The sequence below is a fragment of the Kribbella sp. NPDC050820 genome (assembly GCF_040653975.1).
Classification (GTDB): domain Bacteria; phylum Actinomycetota; class Actinomycetes; order Propionibacteriales; family Kribbellaceae; genus Kribbella.
Genome location: NZ_JBFAHB010000027.1, coordinates 1 through 16958 on the forward strand (window position 1 = coordinate 1; position 16958 = coordinate 16958).

A 16958-nucleotide genomic window follows, 5' to 3' on the forward strand; every position below is an offset into this window, starting at 1 on the left:
GCAGCAGGCATGACTACCTTCAGGACGATGCCCGCCGACGGTGGACCGCTGCGCGTGAATGAACGCCGTACCGGCCCTTCTCTATGGTCTGCTCAGGTGGCCGCTTCAGGTGTGGGACCAGGAGCCGCGTCGGCCTCGGACTTGGCCTCGGCCGGCTGCTCGTCGGGGCGGCGCATGCCGATCCGGGCGCAGACCGCGGAGAGGATCGCGACGCCGGCCGCCCAGAGCCAGAACGTCTGGCCGACCTTGTCCCACAGCCAGACGCCGACGGCCGGACCGACCGCGTTGCCGAGACCGAAGACGCTCAGCATGGCGCCGGAGTACCGGCCGCGCAGGTGCGGCGGTGCGACCATGCCCGGGTAGGCGAACGTGGTCGGCGCCCCGATGATCTCCGACATCGTCCAGATCAGCGTGCCGATGATCAGCAGCACCGGGATCAGCGCGATCGCGTAGACGCCGTACCCGACCGCGACCAGGCCGAAGCCGGCGATGGCGGTCAGCCGCAGCGGCCAGGTCTGCACGTACTTGGTCGCCGGTACTTCGCACACCGCGACGACGACGGCGTTCGCCGAGACGACCAGGCTGTACCACCACAGGCTCAGGCCGTCGTCCACGATCGCCAGCGGGAGCACCGCGATGTACTGGCAGTAGACGATCGTCACCAGGAATACGGCGGCCAGGTAGAAGTCGTAGCGCCAGTCGGCCAGCACCGCACGGTAGCCCTGCTTCGGTTCTGCGGCCTTGGCCGCATCGGCTGCCGGGTCCCTGTCGGCCTTGCCGGGCAGGAACTTCCAGGCGATCGCGCTGTACAGGACGGCGGCGAACGCCTCGGCCCAGAACAGCAGGTTGTACGAGACCGACACCAGCGCGACACCGACGATCGGGGTCACCGCGGTGCCCAGGTTGATCGCCAGCCGGTACATCGCCATCGTCATCACGAGCTGGCCCGGCTTGGTCAGCTCGGCCAGCATCGCCTGCGCGGCCGGGCGGTTCAGCTGGCTCACGGTGCTGACCGTGAGGATCGCCAGCAGGATCACCCAGTAGACGTCGATGTACAGGATCGAGACGATCAGCGCGGCGGAGCCGAGCATGCTGATCAGCGTCGCCGCCCGGGCACTCAGCCGGTCGGTGAGCCAGCCGCCGACGAACGACCCCAGCACGTGGCCGGCGCCGTACACGCCGAGGGCGAAGCCGGCCTGGCCGGCGGTGAACCCGCGGTGCGTCATGAACAGCACCAGGAAGATCTGCAGGAAGGCGCCCAGCCGGTTGACGAAGACACCGAACAGCAGCGCCTTCGACGTGACCGACGTCTGGCGCCAGGTGGCGATGGCGCCGAGCCCTTCGCCTGGCTGCTTGGTCGTGCCCGGTTCGCGTTCTTCGCTCATCAGATGTTTCCCCTCGATGCCGGCGAGCGCCATGCTCCGGCAGGTCATTGCCGGAAGGCATTTGGTCCCGCAGGCTACCGCTCCGAGCGGCTCACGCACAGGGGTCGAAGCCAACAAAACAAGGCGTATCAGAGCCGGGCCGGCCACGCCTCTGATGAGGTGACGGCGACGCGTAGCCGAGCGCACGTGCGCTCTTGTCGACATGCCTGCAGCCAGGAGGATCGGACCTTATGACCACAGAAACGACGGAGGCCCTCCAGCGGATCCCGGACGACTTCATGCAGAGGCCGTACGAGATTCTCGAGCCGTACCGGAAGGCCGGCCGGGTGCACCACGTGATCTTCCCGCACGGCGCCGACGTCTGGCTCGTGACCCGGTACGCCGACGTGCGCGCGCTGCTCCAGGACCCGCGGGTGAGCAAGGACGGCCGGCGGATGAACGAGATGTTCGCCCGCCACACCGGCACCTACGTCGAGGACGAGAAGCCCGACGTCGGCTTCGACGACGAGCTGTCCCAGCACATGCTGAACAGCGACCCGCCCCGGCACACCCGGCTGCGCTCGCTGGTCAGCAAGGCCTTCACGCTGCGCCGGATGGAGGCCTTCCGGCCGCGCATCGAGCAGCTCGTCGACGACTACCTGTCCAAGCTCGAGGGCCGCGACGACGTCGACCTGGTCGGCGAGTACGCCCAGCCGCTGCCGATCGTGATCATCTGCGACGTGCTCGGCATCCCGTTCGAGGACCGCGAGCGGTTCCAGCAGTGGGCGGTCGAGCTGGTCGGCGCCGGCCACCCGGCCGAGGTGGTCGAGAACGCCTCGAAGAACGTGATCGAGTACGGCCACCGGATCATCGAGATGAAGCGCAGCAACCCGGCCGACGACATGGTCAGCGCGATGATCGAGGGCTCCCCGAACGGCGACCGGCTGTCCGACGACGAGCTCGTCGCGATGATCTTCCTGTACACGGTGGCCGGGCACATCACCTCCCAGCACACGCTGTCGAACGCCATCCTGAGCCTGCTCACCAACCCCGACGCGATGGCCCGGCTGCGCGGCGACCTGGAGATCATGCCGCAGGCGATCGACGAGCTGATGCGGTACGACGGCGGGGTCGGCGTGGCCACCTTCCGGTTCACCGCCGAGGACATCGAGATCGGCGACGTCGTGGTGCCGAAGAACAACATCCTGGCGCTGTCGATCCTGTCCGCGCACCGCGACGACGAGCAGTTCCCGAACGCGAACACGCTCGACCTGGACCGCCGTCCCAACGGCGTTCTCGGGTTCGGCCACGGTCCGCACTTCTGCATCGGCCAGCCGCTGGCCAAGCTGCAGACGAACATCGCGCTGACCCGGTTGCTGGAACGCTTCCCGGACCTGCGGATGACGGCGGACCCGAGCTTCCTGGAGTGGGAGCCGAGCACGCTGCTGCGCGGCATGCACCACCTGCCGGCCGCCACCATCCCGCCCAAGTCCTGAGATCCGAAGCAGGCAACGAGAACACCGCCCCGGCCGACTCGGCCGGGGCGGTGTCTCTTCGTTGCTCGGAAGCGGGAATCACTCCTCGACGTAGAACCAGTCCTCGGGGGTGATCAGGCCGTACGGGTTGACCGGTTCGACGCCGCGCAGGTTCTTCGCGACCTCGAACATCCGGTTCGGGAAGCCCGGCGACCAGATCGTCGGCACCTGCTCGGCGATGTAGTCCTGGTACTCGTACATCGCCTCCGGGTCGTCGCTGTGCACGGTCCGGTCGATCAGCTCGTCGGCCTTCGGGTCGCTGTAGTCGCCGAAGTTGCTGCCGCCACCGGTCGCGAACAACATCTCGCCGGTGAGGTGACCGTAGTACGACCAGCCGCCGTTCCAGGTGTTGATCTCCCACAGCCGCTTGCTCGGGACGTTCGGGCTGTGGTCCTCGGCCACCATCACCGAGCCGTACACCGGCTCCAGCTTCAGCTCGATGCCCGCCTTGGCCGCGTCCTCCTTGAACATCTCGAGCATCCGGGTCAGCGCGACCTTGCCCTCGACGTACCGGACCGTGAACGACAGCCGGTCGCCGATGTCGACGCCCTCGCCGGCGCAACCGGCCACCTCACCCGGCTGGACGCAGCCGGCCGGCAACGTGCTGGTGTCCCAGCCGTGCGCCTCGAGCAGCTCGCGGGCGGCGTCGACGTCGAACGGCATCGGCTCCTTGCGCTGCTTCGGCGACACGTGCGGGTTGGCCGGCGACGGCGGCACCGGCCCGTCCATCCGGTACGCGTTGCCGTGGTAGATCTCCCGGATCGCCCGGTCCTGGTCCAGGCACATCTGCAGCGCCTGCCGGACGTAGGTGTGCTTGTAGATCCGCGCCGCCGTCGAGTCGTTGTCGAAGTTGAACGGCATGTAGCGCACCACGAACAGGTCCTGCGGCACCAGCCGGTACTTGTCCGCGAGCGGGTCCGCGCCGTCGTCGGTGAGCCCCATCCCGAACGGCAGGTACCCGATCTGGATCCCGTCCGGCGCGTCCGGCCCGGCCTGCAGCCGCTCGTACATCAGCTCGTCGGTGTCGTTCTGCACCTGCCGGAACTCGTCCAGGTGCGGCTTGTTCGGGCCGGAGTACTTGTCGTTCGGGACGAAGGTGACCACGCCGTCGAGGGTGTAGCTCTTCAGCCGCCACGGACCGTTGACGACGCTCCAGACCGGGCTCTCGGCCCAGCCGCCCCGGAAGTGGTTCGCCTCGACCGTCCAGTCGCCGTTCTGCGAGACCAGGTAGTCGTAGACGGCCGGGATGTCGGCGACGTCGTACGACGCCCGGGCCGGTCCGTCCTCGGTCCGGTCCCAGGCCTTCGGCATCGGCGTGATCAGCGACAGCTGGTTCATCTCCACCCAGGTCTTGGAGTACACCTCCTGGAAGGTGAACCGGACCTTGTCCTCGGCAACCTTCTCGTACGACGTCAGGTTGTCCGGGAAGTAGCCGGGCACGTAGTAGCCGAGCCGGTCGCCCTTGACCGCCATCATGTTCACCCAGAACATCACGTTGTCGGCGCAGATCGGCTCACCGTTGGACCACTGCCACGGCTTCAGCGTGACGGTGACGCTGAGCCCGTCCTCGCTCCACTCCGGCGGGTAGGCCAGGCTCAGGTCGGGGTTCACCTCCGGCCGGCCCTGGTAGCCGAGCCAGTACAGCGGGCGGAACATCAGCACCTGGAACTCGTACAGGTTGCGGATGCCGATCCGCTCCCGCGGCGTGAACGGGAAGATGGCGGCCGGCGGGAAGCCGGGGTTGCAGGCCCAGGTGACCGTGCCACCCTTGATCGGCCGGCCGTCCTCGGACGGCTGGTCGGACTGCTGCTCGCTCAGCACAGTGGACATCCAGGTCACCTCTCGTCAGTTGAATCAGGCCGTCAGGCGGGGAGCCGTGGCCGCTAGGCGTACGTCGATCTGCGCGGCGAACTCGAACGCCGTCCGGATCGCCTCGTCGAAGGTCGGTCCGCTGGTGCAGAGGAAGCCGAGGATGTTGTTGCCGTCCGGCGGGCGCCGGACCACGTCACCCGGCTTCGCCGTGATCTTCAGGAAGAACACCCGGTCGGACTCCGACACCGCGGGCGGCACGGTGATCTCCTCGATCAGGCCGGGTCCGCCGATCAGGCAGGTGCCGGCCAGGTGCACACCGGTCGGGCGGTAATGGTGCACGTCGGGCTTGATCCCGGCAGCGACCGCCATCGTCGCGCGGATCGGGCAATACCCGGCACTCAGTCGGGCGAAGTAGTCCAGCCCGCCACCACCAGGTCGTACGGCGATCTCCAGCAGGTGCGGCTTGCCCTGGTGGAAACGGACCTCGGCGTGCATCACGCTGCGCCGTAGGCCCTGCGCATGCGCCGCCTTGGTGACGACCTCGTGCACAGCGGCCAGCTGGTCGGCATCGAGCGCGGTCGGCGCCCGGTGCGCGTCGTCGTCGAACGTGTTGCCCTCGATCGTGATCCGGTCGACGATCGAGCCCAGGTACACCTCGTCGTCCCAGGCGAGCGCCTCGATCTGCATCTCGTGCCCGTCCAGGAACGACTCGACCAGCAACCCGGCCGGCCCGAGGTCGATGCCGTCGGCCTCCATCCGGAGCCACGACATCTGCGCCATCCCGGCCAGCGCCTGCGGGAACGTGGTCCGCAGCTCGTCCGGGCCGTCGATCCGGAAGACGAAGTTGCTCGCGGCACCCAACGTCGGCTTGAGGATGACCGGGTAGCCGAACTCGCCGGCGGCCGCGAGCGCGGCGTCGACGTCCGGCGCCAACCGGAACCGGGGCACCGGAGCGCCACCGCGCTGCTGGGCCTCCCGCATCAGGAGCTTGTTCCGGCTGACCCTCGCCGCGTCCAGGCCGACCCCGGGCAGGCCGAGCGCCTCGGCCACCGCGGCGACCGTGAGCACTCCCGACTCGGAGAACGTGAGTACGCCGTGGAACTGCTCGGTGGCATGCCAGTCGCGAGCGACCGCGATGATGTCGTCGATGTGCTTCGAGCCGGCGATCCGGTAGCGCGGGGCCGGCCAGTAGTCCGGTTCGCCGAGGCCGTTGAGCACGAACAGGGTGCCGCCGAACTCCTCGACCTGGCGGTAGCGGGACTGGTAGTAGCCGGCGTTCTGCACGGCTTCGAGTGCGAGCAGCTTCATGGTCCTCTACTCCTCACCGACCGCGGCGAGGTGCCGCGGCCTGTCGACCGAGTCCAGGCCGGTCGGGCGGGGTGGCGCCCCGACGGCACGATCGGCGATCGCCCGCGCGATCTGCGGCGCGAACTTGAACGACATCCCGCCGCAGGCCGCGTACGCGAGAACCGTGCCGGCGCCGTACGTCGCGAGCATCGGTCCACCGCGCGTTCGCTCGGCGAGGTAGAAGCCGTCGGTGGAGTCGACCACCGCGGCAGGATCGAAGTCCGGGAACAGCTCGGAGAAGACGTCGACGAGGTGTGCGCGCCACTGGTCGGGCGTGACCCGGTCGGTCATCTCGTCGACCGGCCGGCAGGCGCTCGCGGCGCTCAACCGCAGCGGCGCGTCCGACTGTGGCACGGTCGGCATCAGCCAGGCATCGCGAGCAGGGCCGAGCCCGAGTACGGCGGGCATGCCGGTCGAGTCCCGAAACCACTTCGGCGCCCGGTACGACAGCACGGTCTGCCGGTACAGCGTGAGGTCGGAGGAGATCGCGGCAGGTACTAGCTCGCGGGACCACGGCCCGGCCGCCATCACCACCCGGTCGGCGGTATGGGTCCCGCCGTCGGCGCAGCGGATCAGAGCGCCCTGGTCGTTCTGACTGATCTCGACGACCCGCTTGTGCGGGTGCAGCCGGACCTCCGGCCGACGGCTCAGCCAGCGCGCCAGCGCGACCAGCGCGTGGTCGGCCAGGACCACGCCGGCCGTGGCCTCCAGTACGGCGCCGGTCCCGTCCGGGAACCGGATCCGCGGATACCGGCCCGCCAACTCGTCCGGGGACAGCGTCCAAGCCTTCGCGCCGGCCGCGGTGAGTACGGCGAGCTCGGCCGCAGCGTCCTGCACCGGCATCGCGGTGAGTGCGCCGGCCGGGTGGTAGAAGCGTGAGCCGACTTGGTCCTCGACGTCCATCCATCCGGCATGCGCTTGTGCGGCCGCCCGCGTCAGTGCCGGTTCACGGCGATGCAGCGCGCGGACCACACGGAGCCGGTCGTTCGAGGTGGCCGACGGCGAAGGGATCGGGCCCGCGTCGACGAGATCGACCGCGTCCACGCCGGCCGCGCGGACGCACTCGATCGCCGTCAGCAGTCCGATCACGCCGCCGCCGACCACGGTGATGCGCATCCGGGATCACCGGCCTCCGGCGAGCTCGCCGCCGGCCGGGCCGGCCGCGAGCAGCGGTGGCGCGAACGGCGTGACCTCGGCGACGTCGAAGGCTCCGGCGACCAGGGGCCCGGCGTCCGGCGAGTCGTCGAAGGCGCCGGCTCCACGTGCCGCGTCCGAGAGGTCGATCAGGATCGGTGACGCCAGCGCCAGCAGTGCCTTGACCTCGCAGAACAGGTCGCCCCAGCTCTCGGGCTGCTCGTCCAGCCCGACGCCGTCGAGTGCCGCCGCGCGCCGCCGCAACCGGTCGATCTGGATCAGCACGGTGTCGGCCGAACGGTTCAGGTTGAACGTCGGCATCTCGTAGCCGAGGTCGAACCGCTCGAGCATGATGGTGATCCGGCTCCGGGCAGCGTCCGACACCGGCAGCCGGCTGCTGTCGTCGCCGGCGTTGGCGATCGCCTTGGCGAGCGTCCCGGCCAGCTGGTTCCAGGGGCCGACCAGCCGCTCCTCGGCCATCTTGTCCAGGCCGGCCCGGCTGAACGTGGACCGCTGGTACTCCGGTGCGGTCAGCGCAAGGTAGAGCCGGGCGACATCGCGCGGCACCTCCTCGAGCAGCTCCTGCGGCGTCAGCACGTGTCCCTTGCTGGTGGAGAACTTCGAGCTCTCCAGCTCGTAGAACTCGTTGTTGATGATCGACTCCGGCCAGACGTACTTGTCGCCGTGCGCCATCAGCATCGCGATGTGCGGCAGGCAGAAGTAGTAGGCGTTGTCGAAGCCGAGGAAGTGAACGATCCGCAGGTTCTCCGCCTTCCGCCACAACTCACCCGGCACGGTGTCCCGGCCGAGTTTGTTCGCGGCGTACGACGTGGTGAACATGCCGGCCGGGATCAGCTCGAGCCAGGCGTTCAGCACCTGCCCCGGAACCTCCGGGAACGGCGCCTGGATGCCCCAGGACAGCGGGAACGTGATCGGCACGTCCTGCAGCGGCCGGGCCAGCAGTTCGGCGATCATCTGCCGGACGTGCGGCCGCCGGTGCGCGGCGAGCTTCTCGTGGTACGCCGTCAGTTGCTCGCGGTACTCCTCCAGCGGCAGCACCATGATGGTGGCCTCGCGATAGGTCAGCTTGTCGCTGGGGTCGATCGTCGAGTGCGGGTCGATCAGCTGGTCGTAGTTGTTCGGGTGGCAGCAGGTCTCGCACAGTCCGCCGCGGCTGGTCGTCAGGCAGACCGGGCAGTCGCCCTCGATCAGGCCCTCGACCATGAACTCGCCGGTCCGCTCCAGGTAGGGCAGCCGGACGGTCTTCAGCCGGAACACGCCGGCCGCGTGCAGCGCGCTGAAGTACTGCAGCACGGTGGCACGGTAGGTCTGGTCGAACGGGCCGAACCCGTCGATCGAGATGCCGATCGCGCTCAGCGCCTCCTGGATCCTCGCCGTCGAGCGCTTGCACAGCTCCTCCGGCGTGATGCCCTCCCGGCCCGCCGAGGCGACCACGTAGGTCTGGCTGTCGTCGGTCTCGGAGGTGAAGATGACGTTCCGGCCGCGGGCCCGCTGGTACCGCGCGTACACGTCGCCGGCCAGGTACGGCCCGGCGATGTGGCCGAGGTGCATCCCGCCGTTCGGGGTCGGGTTCGGACCGAGGACGAGGACGGGACGGTCGTCCTCGGACGGCAGCACACGGGTCATTCGCTGGCTCCTACTCGCTCGGCGGTCTCGATGGCCTCGGCGGCCTGGGCGTTCTCGGCGACGTTCGCGGCGGCCTTGGCGGCGAGCGCCTCGGTGTCCGAGCCGGCGTACTCGGCGAGGAACCGGTGGGACATCTCCGGGTCCCACCAGATGCTGCAGAAGACGAAGTCCTCGTCGTTGTGGTTGTGCACGCGGTGCAGCTGGCCGGGCGTGAAGTAGGTGACGTCGCCGGCCCGGAACGGCTGCCGGTCGCCGCCGCACTCGACGATGCACTCGCCGGAGACCGCGACGAAGATCTCCTGCTCGTGGTGGGTGTGCAGCTTGGACACCGTCCCCGCACGGCAGACGGCGTAGGAGACCTCGAACGGCGCGTTCAGCACCGGCCACGGCTGCAGTCGCTGCGTGTCCACGCCGTACTCGTGAAGCAGGTTGTCGCGGTCAAGCCGGGAGATGTGTACGACCATGGTTACCGTCCAGAAATCTGCTCGAAGGTGTTCGGACCGTCCTGGGTGTGCCGGGTCTCGATGACGGCCTTGTGCGGGTCGCCGGCCAGGATCAGGTCGATCACCGGCGCGCCACCGCCGCCGGGTGTCTGCACCGACCGGCTGTACAGCACTCGCAACTGGCTCGGCTCGAGGCCGCTGATCCGCTCCAGCTCGGCGGCCAGCTCCGGATCGTTGGACGCGCCGCCCAGCAGGCGGTGGATCTCGCCGAGGCGGGCGGCCAGGCTCGGGTGTTCGCGGTTCAGGAACCGCTCGAGCCCTTCGCCTTGTCCGGCGAACGGGGAGTACGTCATGCAGACCAGGTGCTCCTCGGTGAGCCCGAAGGTGTCCAGCGCGTACTCCTGGGCGGCGAGCCGCATCCGCTTCAGCGCGTCCGGGCTGTCGTAGCGGGCGCGCATCATCTCCACCAGCCCGTCCGGGATGTCCTTCTTGCGCATCAGGCCGAGCGCGAACTCGACGTACTCGGCCAGGCCCTCGTCGTACGAGCGCTGGAACAGGTGCTCGGCCTTCAGCCCGCGCAGGTGCGCCATCAGCGCCGGGTTCGCGCAGTCGGACTCGGTGAAGCTGAAGGCGAGGTCGTCGAACTGGAAGCCGAGGAAACCGGTCAGCAGGTCGAAGTGGTCGCCGGCCGCGTACGCGGTCTCGCCGTAGATGGTGAAGAACTTCAGCCGCTCCGGCACCTCGGTGCTGACCCGGCGGTCGGCGATCGCGTCGATCGCCTCCGGGCCGTGGATGTCGGCGAAGTACGACTGCGCGATGCCGTCGAGCTGGCCGAGCACCCGGCCGAAGCCGTTCTGGCCCTCGCGCCGGGCCGGCGCGGTCTTCAGCCGGCGCGACAGCCGGCCGACCCAGAAGGTGTACTGGCGCTGCTCCTGCGGCGAGTCGCCGGTGATCAGCACGTCGGCGCCGTCGCCGTACGCCGCCGCCAGGCCGAACGCGTTGAAGACGCTGAGGTTGCACGAGTTGCAGAACGTCGGCCGCCCGTCGGCGAACGTGCGGTGGCCGGTCATCAGGATGTCGAGCCGGTTCCGCCGTACGACGTGGTCGCGCTGCGGGGAGTCGACGTCGAACTCGCTGATCTCGTCGCCGTCCACGAGCAGCAGCTCGCAGTCTGGGTCGTCGTTGAGCCGCAGGGCGCGGTACTCGCGGTCGATGTTCTCCATCACGGCGCGCGGCATGCCGGCGTGCCGGTTGGTCGCCACCCGCATCCGGAACGTGCGGCCGTGCACCTTGTACAGGATCAGCTGCATCGCCCGGACGAAGGCCAGCATGTACGAGCTGTCCTTGCCGCCGCCGAACGCCACCAGGACGAGGTTCTTCTCCAGCTCCGGCCGGTGCGGCAGCTCGGCCTCGAGCCGGCCGCTGCAGCGCAACGCCTCGGCCATGATGTCGGGTGGCATCGCTGCTCGCAGACCTGCGAACGCCTGGTCCCGTGCCCGCGTCACGTCGTCGGCCGGGGCACGATCCAGTTCGAGTGTTGTCATCCGGCTCTCCCTCGAGGGCTGGGTGGTTCTCCCACGCGTTAGAGCCCGGACGGCCGCTCCGCTGATACAGCCGCGGGGACCCGGTCGCGGTGCGCGAGGATGTCGCGGCAGATCTCCTCGGCCCGCTGGGCCAGCACACTCAGCAGGGAGTCGGAGATGCCGTGGGTCTCCTCGTTGACGCCTTGGAGGTAGCAGGCCGCGGTGCTGTCGGCGCCGAGCTCCAGCCGGTACTGCCGGGAGACGTCGATCCGGTCCAGCTCGAGGCTGCTCGCCAGCTCGCGGACCATCCGCGGCATCCGGGTGTCGAAGCCGGTGCCCAGGAAGACCAGGTCGCGGTGCAACTCGGTGACGGCGCCGGTACGGCGGTCGGTCAGCTCCAGCACCACCTCGTCTCCGGCCTCGCGGGCGGCGGTGATGTCGACCATCGTGACGAGCCGCCGGTCGGTGCGCTCGTTGAACTGGTCCAGGTACAGGTCGGCGTACAGGTGCTCGAGCATCGGGGGAGTGACGACGGAGTAGTTGGTCCGGTACATCTCCCGCAGGATCTGCTCGCGCGCCGCGGGCGGGGCGTCGTAGAACTCGTCGACGTACGACGGGTAGTACAGCTCGTTGGTGAACTTGCTGGACTGGTCCGAGCTCAGCCCGATCGACCGCATCAGCCAGCTGATGTCGCTGTCCGGCAGGTCGTCGCGCAGGGCGCGGAACATCTCCGCGGCGCTCTGCGAGCTGCCCACCAGGGCGACCCGGTAGGGCAGCTCGCCGGACAGCTCGGCCACGCGGCGGCGGTAGTCGGTGCTGTGCACGATTCGGTTCGGCGGCAGGTCGGCGAGGACGGGCGGGATGTTCGGCTCACGGCTGCCGCCGTACACGAGGAAGCGGCTGCTGATCGCCTTACCGTCGGCCAGCGTCGTGAGCCAGCCCGTGACCGCTCCGGTCTCGTCCCGTCGCGGCGCCACCGCCACGCACTCGCGGCCGAGCTCGATCCGGACCCGGGTGAGCGACTCCGCCACCCAGCGCAGGTACTCGGCGAACTCGACCCGGTACGGCGTGAACGTGCTCATGTTGACGAACGAGTCCAGCCGCCCGGTCTCGTACAAGTGGTTCAGAAACGAGAACCGGCTCCGCGGGTCCCGCTGCGTCACCAGGTCCTTCAGGAACGACACCTGACTGGTGGCCCACGGCATCAACATCCCCGGCTGCCACTCGATCGCCAGGTTCCGGTCGATCAGCAGCGACCGCTCGGCCAGCTCCGGCGCCAACTCCTCGAGCGCCACCGCCAGCCCCAAGTTGGACGGCCCGGCCCCGATGGCCAGCAGTTCGACTTCCACCTCGGACAAAGACCCCTGCTCAACCATCAGCCCGCCTCGTCTCTCGCCATCACCTCCTTTCGAGAGCGCCCCGCCGGTCCCCGGTGATACACCGGTGGTTGCATCTTGTTGCGGTCCCGTGCGAGTGCTTTGCTGATGAGTGGGGGTGCGGTGCGGACGGGCTGGGTGCCCGCGATCACCGCAGCGGACGATGACCGATGGATCGAGTACGCCGTACCTCGTGGTGGAGACCGGATCGCACGAAGGGCAGCGGATCAACCTGACCGGCAGCCGCCTGACGGTCGGCCGGTCGACGGGCTGCGACGTACGGTTCGAGGACCCGTACCTGAGCCGCACGCACGCGGCGCTGTGGCAGCAGGGCGGTGTGGACTACGTCGAGGATCTGGGCTCGGCCGGCGGCACCTTCGTGAACGGGGAGGCGATCAAGGCGCCGCGGCGGCTGAACCCGGGCGACCACGTGACGTTCGCGGACCTGCGGCTGCGCTACCGCACCGACGGCGGCCCGCCGACCGCGGTCCGCTACGACGTCGGCGCTCAGCAGGCGCACACGATCAACAACGTGGCGCGGGACCAGTACGTCATCCAGCAGCGGGAGAACTTCTTCCGCGAGATCGCCGCCACGAAGACGAAGGCGCGGGGACTGATCTGGACCGGTGTCGTGGTGTTCCTGATCGGGCTCGGCATCGCCGCCGTCGGCTGGTACACCTACTTCGGCCAGATCCTGGACTTCTCGTCCGCCTCCGGCATGCCCACGCAGGACGACTTCAGCGGCTTCCTGGTGTTCGCGCTCGGCGGCCTGGTCAATCTCATCGGCATGCTGCTGATCGTCGCCGGGATCGTGCTGCACATCGTCGCCACCGCGCGCCGCCGCCGGGTCGACCGGGAACTACCGCCACCCCGCGGATGAGATGAGTCGCGATGACCTTCAACATCGGCAACCAGAACGCCGCCAACATCAACAACGTCGGCCGCGATCAGCACATCACCGGCGGCCAGACCGGCATCGTGGTGACACCGGAGCAGGCCCGGCAGGCCTTTGCCGACCTGCGCGCGGGCGTCCAGGCCACGCCGCTCGACCCGGCAACCTCCGCCGCTGCGCAGACCGAGCTCCACGAGGTCGAGACCGGCCTCAGCCGGCCCGAGCCCGATCGGCAACGGATCGCCGGGAGGCTCGAGCGCCTGACCCGCATCCTGATCGCCGCAGGCTCCCTGACCTCAGCCGCATCGGCCCTGTTCACCCCCCTCCGCACCCTGGCCCAGTGGCTGGGAGCAGCCGGGGCGCCGATTCTCGGCCTGCTCGCAGCACTGGTCTGACCGCTATCCGTTGAGTTTGGCCTTGAGGGCGGGAGACACGCTCTTGGCCAGGAGGTCGTCGCGGATGGTGTCGGCATTGCTGTTGGCGGTTGCCGCGAGGCCTCGGTCCGTGGCGGTCAGCATCGCTTCGAACCGGCGGTAGAGGGCGGGGTCGGTGGCGAGGTGGAAGGCGAGCTCCTGGCCGACCTGGCCGAGGTCGACCGGGACCTTGTCGGTGGTGGTGTTGAGGACGGTGGCCAAACCGGCGTTGAGTCCGTCGAGCGTCGTGACGGTGTCGCCGGCGTCGTAGAGGTGGCCGAAGGTTCTGCTTCCACCGCGGTCGACGGCCGCGTGCTCGTCCGCGGTCGGCGCGAGTGTGGGCACCGTGCGGCCGTTGGGGAGGGGCGCGGACAGGAGTGCGTCCGCGTCGACCAGGCCACCGCCGAACTGGCCGGTGGGCCAGCCGGGCATGGGCGCCGCGGTGGACCGGAGCAGTTGCAGGAAGGTCGGGGCGATCTTCTCCCGGCCGCCGCAGGCCTGGATGACGGTGTTGCGGCCGTGCTTCGACAGCCACAGTGCCGCGATTCCGGCGACGGTCGCGACGGCGTACGAAGTACCGGAGCCTTGAGTCACGTCGGCGCGATTGTCGTTCTTGTGCGCCTTCGCATGCCAGACCCGGTCGCCCGGCGCGGTGATGTCGACCGCGTGACCCCTCGACGAGCCGCTCCACGGGTTGCCCGCGGCGTCGCAGGCGGCGACGGCGACCACTTCGTCGTACGCGGCGGGGAAGACGACGAAGCGGACGCAGTTCCCGGCGGCCGCGAGCACGATGACGCCCTTGTTCCGGGCGTAGACGACGGCGTCGTGCAGGCGGTCGCTGCCGAGGCCGCCCATGCTCATGGAGATGACGTGGGCGCCGCGGTCGGCGGCCATCTCGATCGCGCGCGCCAGATTGAGGGTGTCGAGGACGACAACGCTGTCCGAGACGCGGTAGGGGATCAGCTTGGCGAACGGCGCGGTGCCTGACACACCGTTGTGCGCGTTGGCCTGGGGACTGACGATGACGCTCGCGGTCGCGGTCCCGTGGCCTGGCGTTCGCCAGGGCAGGCCACCTCTGAGCTCGTCCAGCGCGTCGCTGTCGTTGCGGAACAGGTCGAAGCCCTGGTCGGCCAGCAGGCTCGAGGCGATCTCCGGGTGCTTGCGGTAGCCGGTGTCCGGGTGACCGACGACCACGTCGAGGCCGGGTGGCTTGCTCGGGTCCGTGAAGTGATGGGACCAGGCCTGGACGACCTTGGTCATCGCCAGGCTCCACTCGTGCGGCTTCGCCTTGGCGAGGTCGTCCCCACTCCCGCAGAACCAGTCGGCCGCGCCGAACGCCGCGGCTTCCAGGCTTCCGTCGCCGGTGATCCCCCAGTCCGGGCGATCCGTGACCCAGGCTTTGAAGACCGGCTCGGCGCTGGCGATCCCGCGGTACGCCCGGAGCCGGTAGGTCCGGTCCCACGCGTCCGCGGCCTTCAGTGCGCCCTCCTCGGCGAACACCTCGAAGTAGTTGGTCCGGCCACCGTAGTTCCGCACCTGCCAGTGATCGCCGAGCTCGTCGGCGATCGCCTTGTCGAGCTTCGCCCGCGCGGCACCGCTCGTCGTCTTCACGGCGAAAGCCTGGAAGACCGGTTCGGCGTACTTCGTCCTTCGCCTCGCGACTCGTCCGTTCATCCGCTGCTGCGCCCCCCAACGCGACGTCGCCCTGGAAGAGGGCGTCCGGCACTTACCACAAACACCCAGGCGATTCGCCCTGTCAAGCTCAGCCGACGGAGGGGCCCAGGCCTAGGGATTGGGGAGTGCTGGAGTCGGGGGAGGGTTGGTGGAGGCCTTCGTCGAGGGCGCCGTACTCGGTCATCAGGGCGGGGCTGCCACCCCAGGGGGTTTGCTCCTCCGCGATCAGGGTGTTGGTGGTGAGCAGCAGGCCGGCGACCGAAGCGCCGTTCTGCAGGGCTGATCTGGCCACTCGGAGCGGGTCGACCACACCCATCTCGAGCATGTTGCCGTAGCGGCCTTCGAGGGCGTCGAAGCCGTCGTCCGGTCCGAGTTGCTCGATCCGCTCCAGCACCTCCTCGCCGGAATAGCCCGCGTTCGCCGCGATCAGGTACGCCGGCTCGCGCAACGCCCGCCGTACGATCTCGACGCCGATCGCGTAGTCGTCCTTCACCTCGAGGTCGTCGAGGGCCGACGCCGCGTGCAGGATCGCCACCCCGCCGCCCGCGACGATGCCCTCGGCCATCGCGGCCCGGGTCGCCGACAGGGCGTCCTCGACGCGGTGCTGGAGCTCCTTCAGCTCCGCGGGGGTCGGTGCGCCGACCTGGATCACCGCGACCTTGCCGGACAGCGCGCCGATCCGCTCGGTCAGCACGTCCTCGTCAACCCCGAACGTGGCCCGCTCCAGCTCGGCCCGCAGCTGGGTGAGCCGGAAGGCGACATCCTGCTCGTGGCCGGCGGACGCGATGATCGCCGTCCGGTCGGCGGTGACCCGCACCTGGTCGGCCCGGCCGAGCTGCTCGAGCGTCATCGTCTCCAGCGTGAAGCCCGAGTGCCGGCTGAGCACCGCGCCACCGGTGATCGCGGCGATGTCCTCCAGCTTGTGCAGCCGCCGGTCGCCGAAGCCCGGCGCCTTGACGCCGACGCACTGGATGTGGCCGTTGACGTGGTTGTGCACGAGCATGCTGAGGGCGGTGCCCTCGAGGTTCTCGGCGATGATCACCAGCGGCTTCGGCTCCCGCATCATCTTGTCCAGCAGCGGCATCAGCTCCTGCACCTTGGTGATCTTCTCGCTGCACAGCAGGATGTACGGGTCGTCGAGCACCGCCTGCAGACTGCCCGGATCGGTCACCATGTACGGCGACAGGTAGCCGTTGTCGAACTCGAAGCCCTCGACGAAGTCCACCCGCATCCCGTGCGCGGTCGACTCCTCGACGGTCACGATGCCGCCGGCGCCGACCGAGTGCAGGGCCTTCGCGATCACCGCGCCGACCAGGTCGTCGTCGTTGGCCGAGATCGCCGCCACCCGGGCGAAGTCGTGCTCGGTGACGACCGGGTGGGCGACCTCGCGCAGCCGGTCGACCAGCCGCGCGACCGCGAGGTCGATACCGCGCTTGACCAGGACCGGGTTGCCGCCGGAGCCGATCGCCCGCATGCCCTCGCGGACGATCGCGTGCGCGAGCACCGTCGCGGTGGTGGTGCCGTCGCCGACGATGTCGTTGGTCTTGATCGCGGCTTCCTTGACCAGCTGGGCGCCCATGTTCTCGAACTGGTCCTTGAGGTGGATCTCCCGGGCGATCGTGACACCGTCGTTGGTGACCACCGGCGAGCCGGTGATCTTCTCCAGGATGACGTTGCGGCCCTTCGGGCCGAGGGTCGATCTGACCGCCTCCGCCAACTGGTCCACGCCGGCCAGCATCAGCTCGCGCGCCTGCTCACCGAATCGCAGTTCCTTGGCCATGGCCCCTCCTCCTTGACT

13 protein-coding genes are annotated in these 16958 nt (G+C 69.4%); 3 read left to right on the forward strand and 10 right to left on the reverse strand.

Features of this window, described 5'->3' with window-relative positions; genetic code table 11:
* Positions 1–92: 92 nt before the first annotated feature.
* Positions 93–1385, reverse strand: coding sequence for an MFS transporter (locus AB0H36_RS22890; protein ID WP_360526703.1), 1293 nt, complete (start codon positions 1383–1385; stop codon positions 93–95).
* Between the two features lie 230 nt (positions 1386–1615).
* On the opposite strand from AB0H36_RS22890, the gene AB0H36_RS22895 reads away from it, so the two are divergent.
* Entirely contained in the window at positions 1616–2860 is a 1245-nt protein-coding gene (locus AB0H36_RS22895; RefSeq protein WP_360526706.1) for a cytochrome P450, read from the forward strand.
* 78 nt (positions 2861–2938) lie between these two features.
* Here the strand turns inward: AB0H36_RS22895 and AB0H36_RS22900 are convergent, their stop codons facing one another.
* From AB0H36_RS22900 to AB0H36_RS22930, 7 genes are read right to left on the reverse strand one after another with little or no spacing between them, the layout of a single operon-like run.
* Positions 2939–4729, reverse strand: coding sequence for an ABC transporter substrate-binding protein (locus tag AB0H36_RS22900; RefSeq protein ID WP_360526710.1), 1791 nt, complete (start codon positions 4727–4729; stop codon positions 2939–2941).
* A 24-nt stretch (positions 4730–4753) separates the two neighbouring features.
* Positions 4754–6019, reverse strand: a complete 1266-nt coding sequence (locus AB0H36_RS22905; protein WP_360526713.1) for an ATP-grasp domain-containing protein — start codon at positions 6017–6019, stop codon at positions 4754–4756.
* Positions 6020–6025: 6 nt separating this feature from the next.
* Complete coding sequence (locus AB0H36_RS22910) at positions 6026–7174, reverse strand: FAD-binding oxidoreductase (protein WP_360526716.1); 1149 nt, start codon at positions 7172–7174, stop codon at positions 6026–6028.
* Positions 7175–7180: 6 nt separating this feature from the next.
* The gene (locus AB0H36_RS22915) at positions 7181–8839 is read right to left on the reverse strand and encodes a class I tRNA ligase family protein (RefSeq protein ID WP_360526719.1); all 1659 of its coding nucleotides are present in this window, start codon (positions 8837–8839) and stop codon (positions 7181–7183) included.
* Positions 8836–9303: a cupin domain-containing protein gene (locus AB0H36_RS22920; RefSeq protein WP_360526722.1), complete on the reverse strand. Its 468-nt coding sequence runs from the start codon at positions 9301–9303 to the stop codon at positions 8836–8838. The genes AB0H36_RS22915 and AB0H36_RS22920 overlap by 4 nt, the downstream gene beginning before the upstream one ends.
* A 2-nt stretch (positions 9304–9305) precedes the next feature.
* The gene (locus AB0H36_RS22925) at positions 9306–10826 is read right to left on the reverse strand and encodes a PqqD family protein (RefSeq protein WP_360526725.1); all 1521 of its coding nucleotides are present in this window, start codon (positions 10824–10826) and stop codon (positions 9306–9308) included.
* 38 nt (positions 10827–10864) lie between these two features.
* On the reverse strand, positions 10865–12154 hold the full coding sequence (locus AB0H36_RS22930; RefSeq protein ID WP_360526998.1) for a SidA/IucD/PvdA family monooxygenase: 1290 nt from the start codon (positions 12152–12154) through the stop codon (positions 10865–10867).
* Positions 12155–12344: 190 nt separating this feature from the next.
* On the opposite strand from AB0H36_RS22930, the gene AB0H36_RS22935 reads away from it, so the two are divergent.
* Both AB0H36_RS22935 and AB0H36_RS22940 read left to right on the forward strand, forming a co-directional pair.
* Entirely contained in the window at positions 12345–13061 is a 717-nt protein-coding gene (locus AB0H36_RS22935) for an FHA domain-containing protein (RefSeq protein WP_360526728.1), read from the forward strand.
* 11 nt (positions 13062–13072) lie between these two features.
* Positions 13073–13468 (forward strand): hypothetical protein, encoded by a 396-nt coding sequence (locus AB0H36_RS22940; protein ID WP_360526731.1) that lies wholly within the window; start codon positions 13073–13075, stop codon positions 13466–13468.
* A 3-nt stretch (positions 13469–13471) separates the two neighbouring features.
* Here the strand turns inward: AB0H36_RS22940 and AB0H36_RS22945 are convergent, their stop codons facing one another.
* Together AB0H36_RS22945 and groL are read right to left on the reverse strand one after the other, a co-directional pair.
* Entirely contained in the window at positions 13472–15160 is a 1689-nt protein-coding gene (locus tag AB0H36_RS22945) for a S8 family serine peptidase (protein ID WP_360526735.1), read from the reverse strand.
* A gap of 88 nt (positions 15161–15248) precedes the next feature.
* Positions 15249–16940 carry a chaperonin GroEL gene (gene groL, locus AB0H36_RS22950; protein ID WP_360526738.1) on the reverse strand — a complete coding sequence of 564 codons (1692 nt, stop codon included), beginning with the start codon at positions 16938–16940 and terminating at the stop codon, positions 15249–15251.
* Positions 16941–16958: the final 18 nt, after the last annotated feature.

Excerpts from the sequence above, each read along its gene's own strand:
- AB0H36_RS22890 (WP_360526703.1), bottom strand. The coding sequence starts at position 1,385 with ATGAGCGAAGAACGCGAACCGGGCACGACCAAGCAGCCAGGCGAAGGG.
- AB0H36_RS22895 (WP_360526706.1), top strand. The coding sequence starts at position 1,616 with ATGACCACAGAAACGACGGAGGCCCTCCAGCGGATCCCGGACGACTTC.
- AB0H36_RS22900 (WP_360526710.1), bottom strand. The coding sequence starts at position 4,729 with ATGTCCACTGTGCTGAGCGAGCAGCAGTCCGACCAGCCGTCCGAGGAC.
- AB0H36_RS22905 (WP_360526713.1), bottom strand. The coding sequence starts at position 6,019 with ATGAAGCTGCTCGCACTCGAAGCCGTGCAGAACGCCGGCTACTACCAG.
- AB0H36_RS22910 (WP_360526716.1), bottom strand. The coding sequence starts at position 7,174 with ATGCGCATCACCGTGGTCGGCGGCGGCGTGATCGGACTGCTGACGGCG.
- AB0H36_RS22915 (WP_360526719.1), bottom strand. The coding sequence starts at position 8,839 with ATGACCCGTGTGCTGCCGTCCGAGGACGACCGTCCCGTCCTCGTCCTC.
- AB0H36_RS22920 (WP_360526722.1), bottom strand. The coding sequence starts at position 9,303 with ATGGTCGTACACATCTCCCGGCTTGACCGCGACAACCTGCTTCACGAG.
- AB0H36_RS22925 (WP_360526725.1), bottom strand. The coding sequence starts at position 10,826 with ATGACAACACTCGAACTGGATCGTGCCCCGGCCGACGACGTGACGCGG.
- AB0H36_RS22935 (WP_360526728.1), top strand. The coding sequence starts at position 12,345 with ATGACCGATGGATCGAGTACGCCGTACCTCGTGGTGGAGACCGGATCG.
- AB0H36_RS22940 (WP_360526731.1), top strand. The coding sequence starts at position 13,073 with ATGACCTTCAACATCGGCAACCAGAACGCCGCCAACATCAACAACGTC.
- AB0H36_RS22945 (WP_360526735.1), bottom strand. The coding sequence starts at position 15,160 with ATGAACGGACGAGTCGCGAGGCGAAGGACGAAGTACGCCGAACCGGTC.
- groL (WP_360526738.1), bottom strand. The coding sequence starts at position 16,940 with ATGGCCAAGGAACTGCGATTCGGTGAGCAGGCGCGCGAGCTGATGCTG.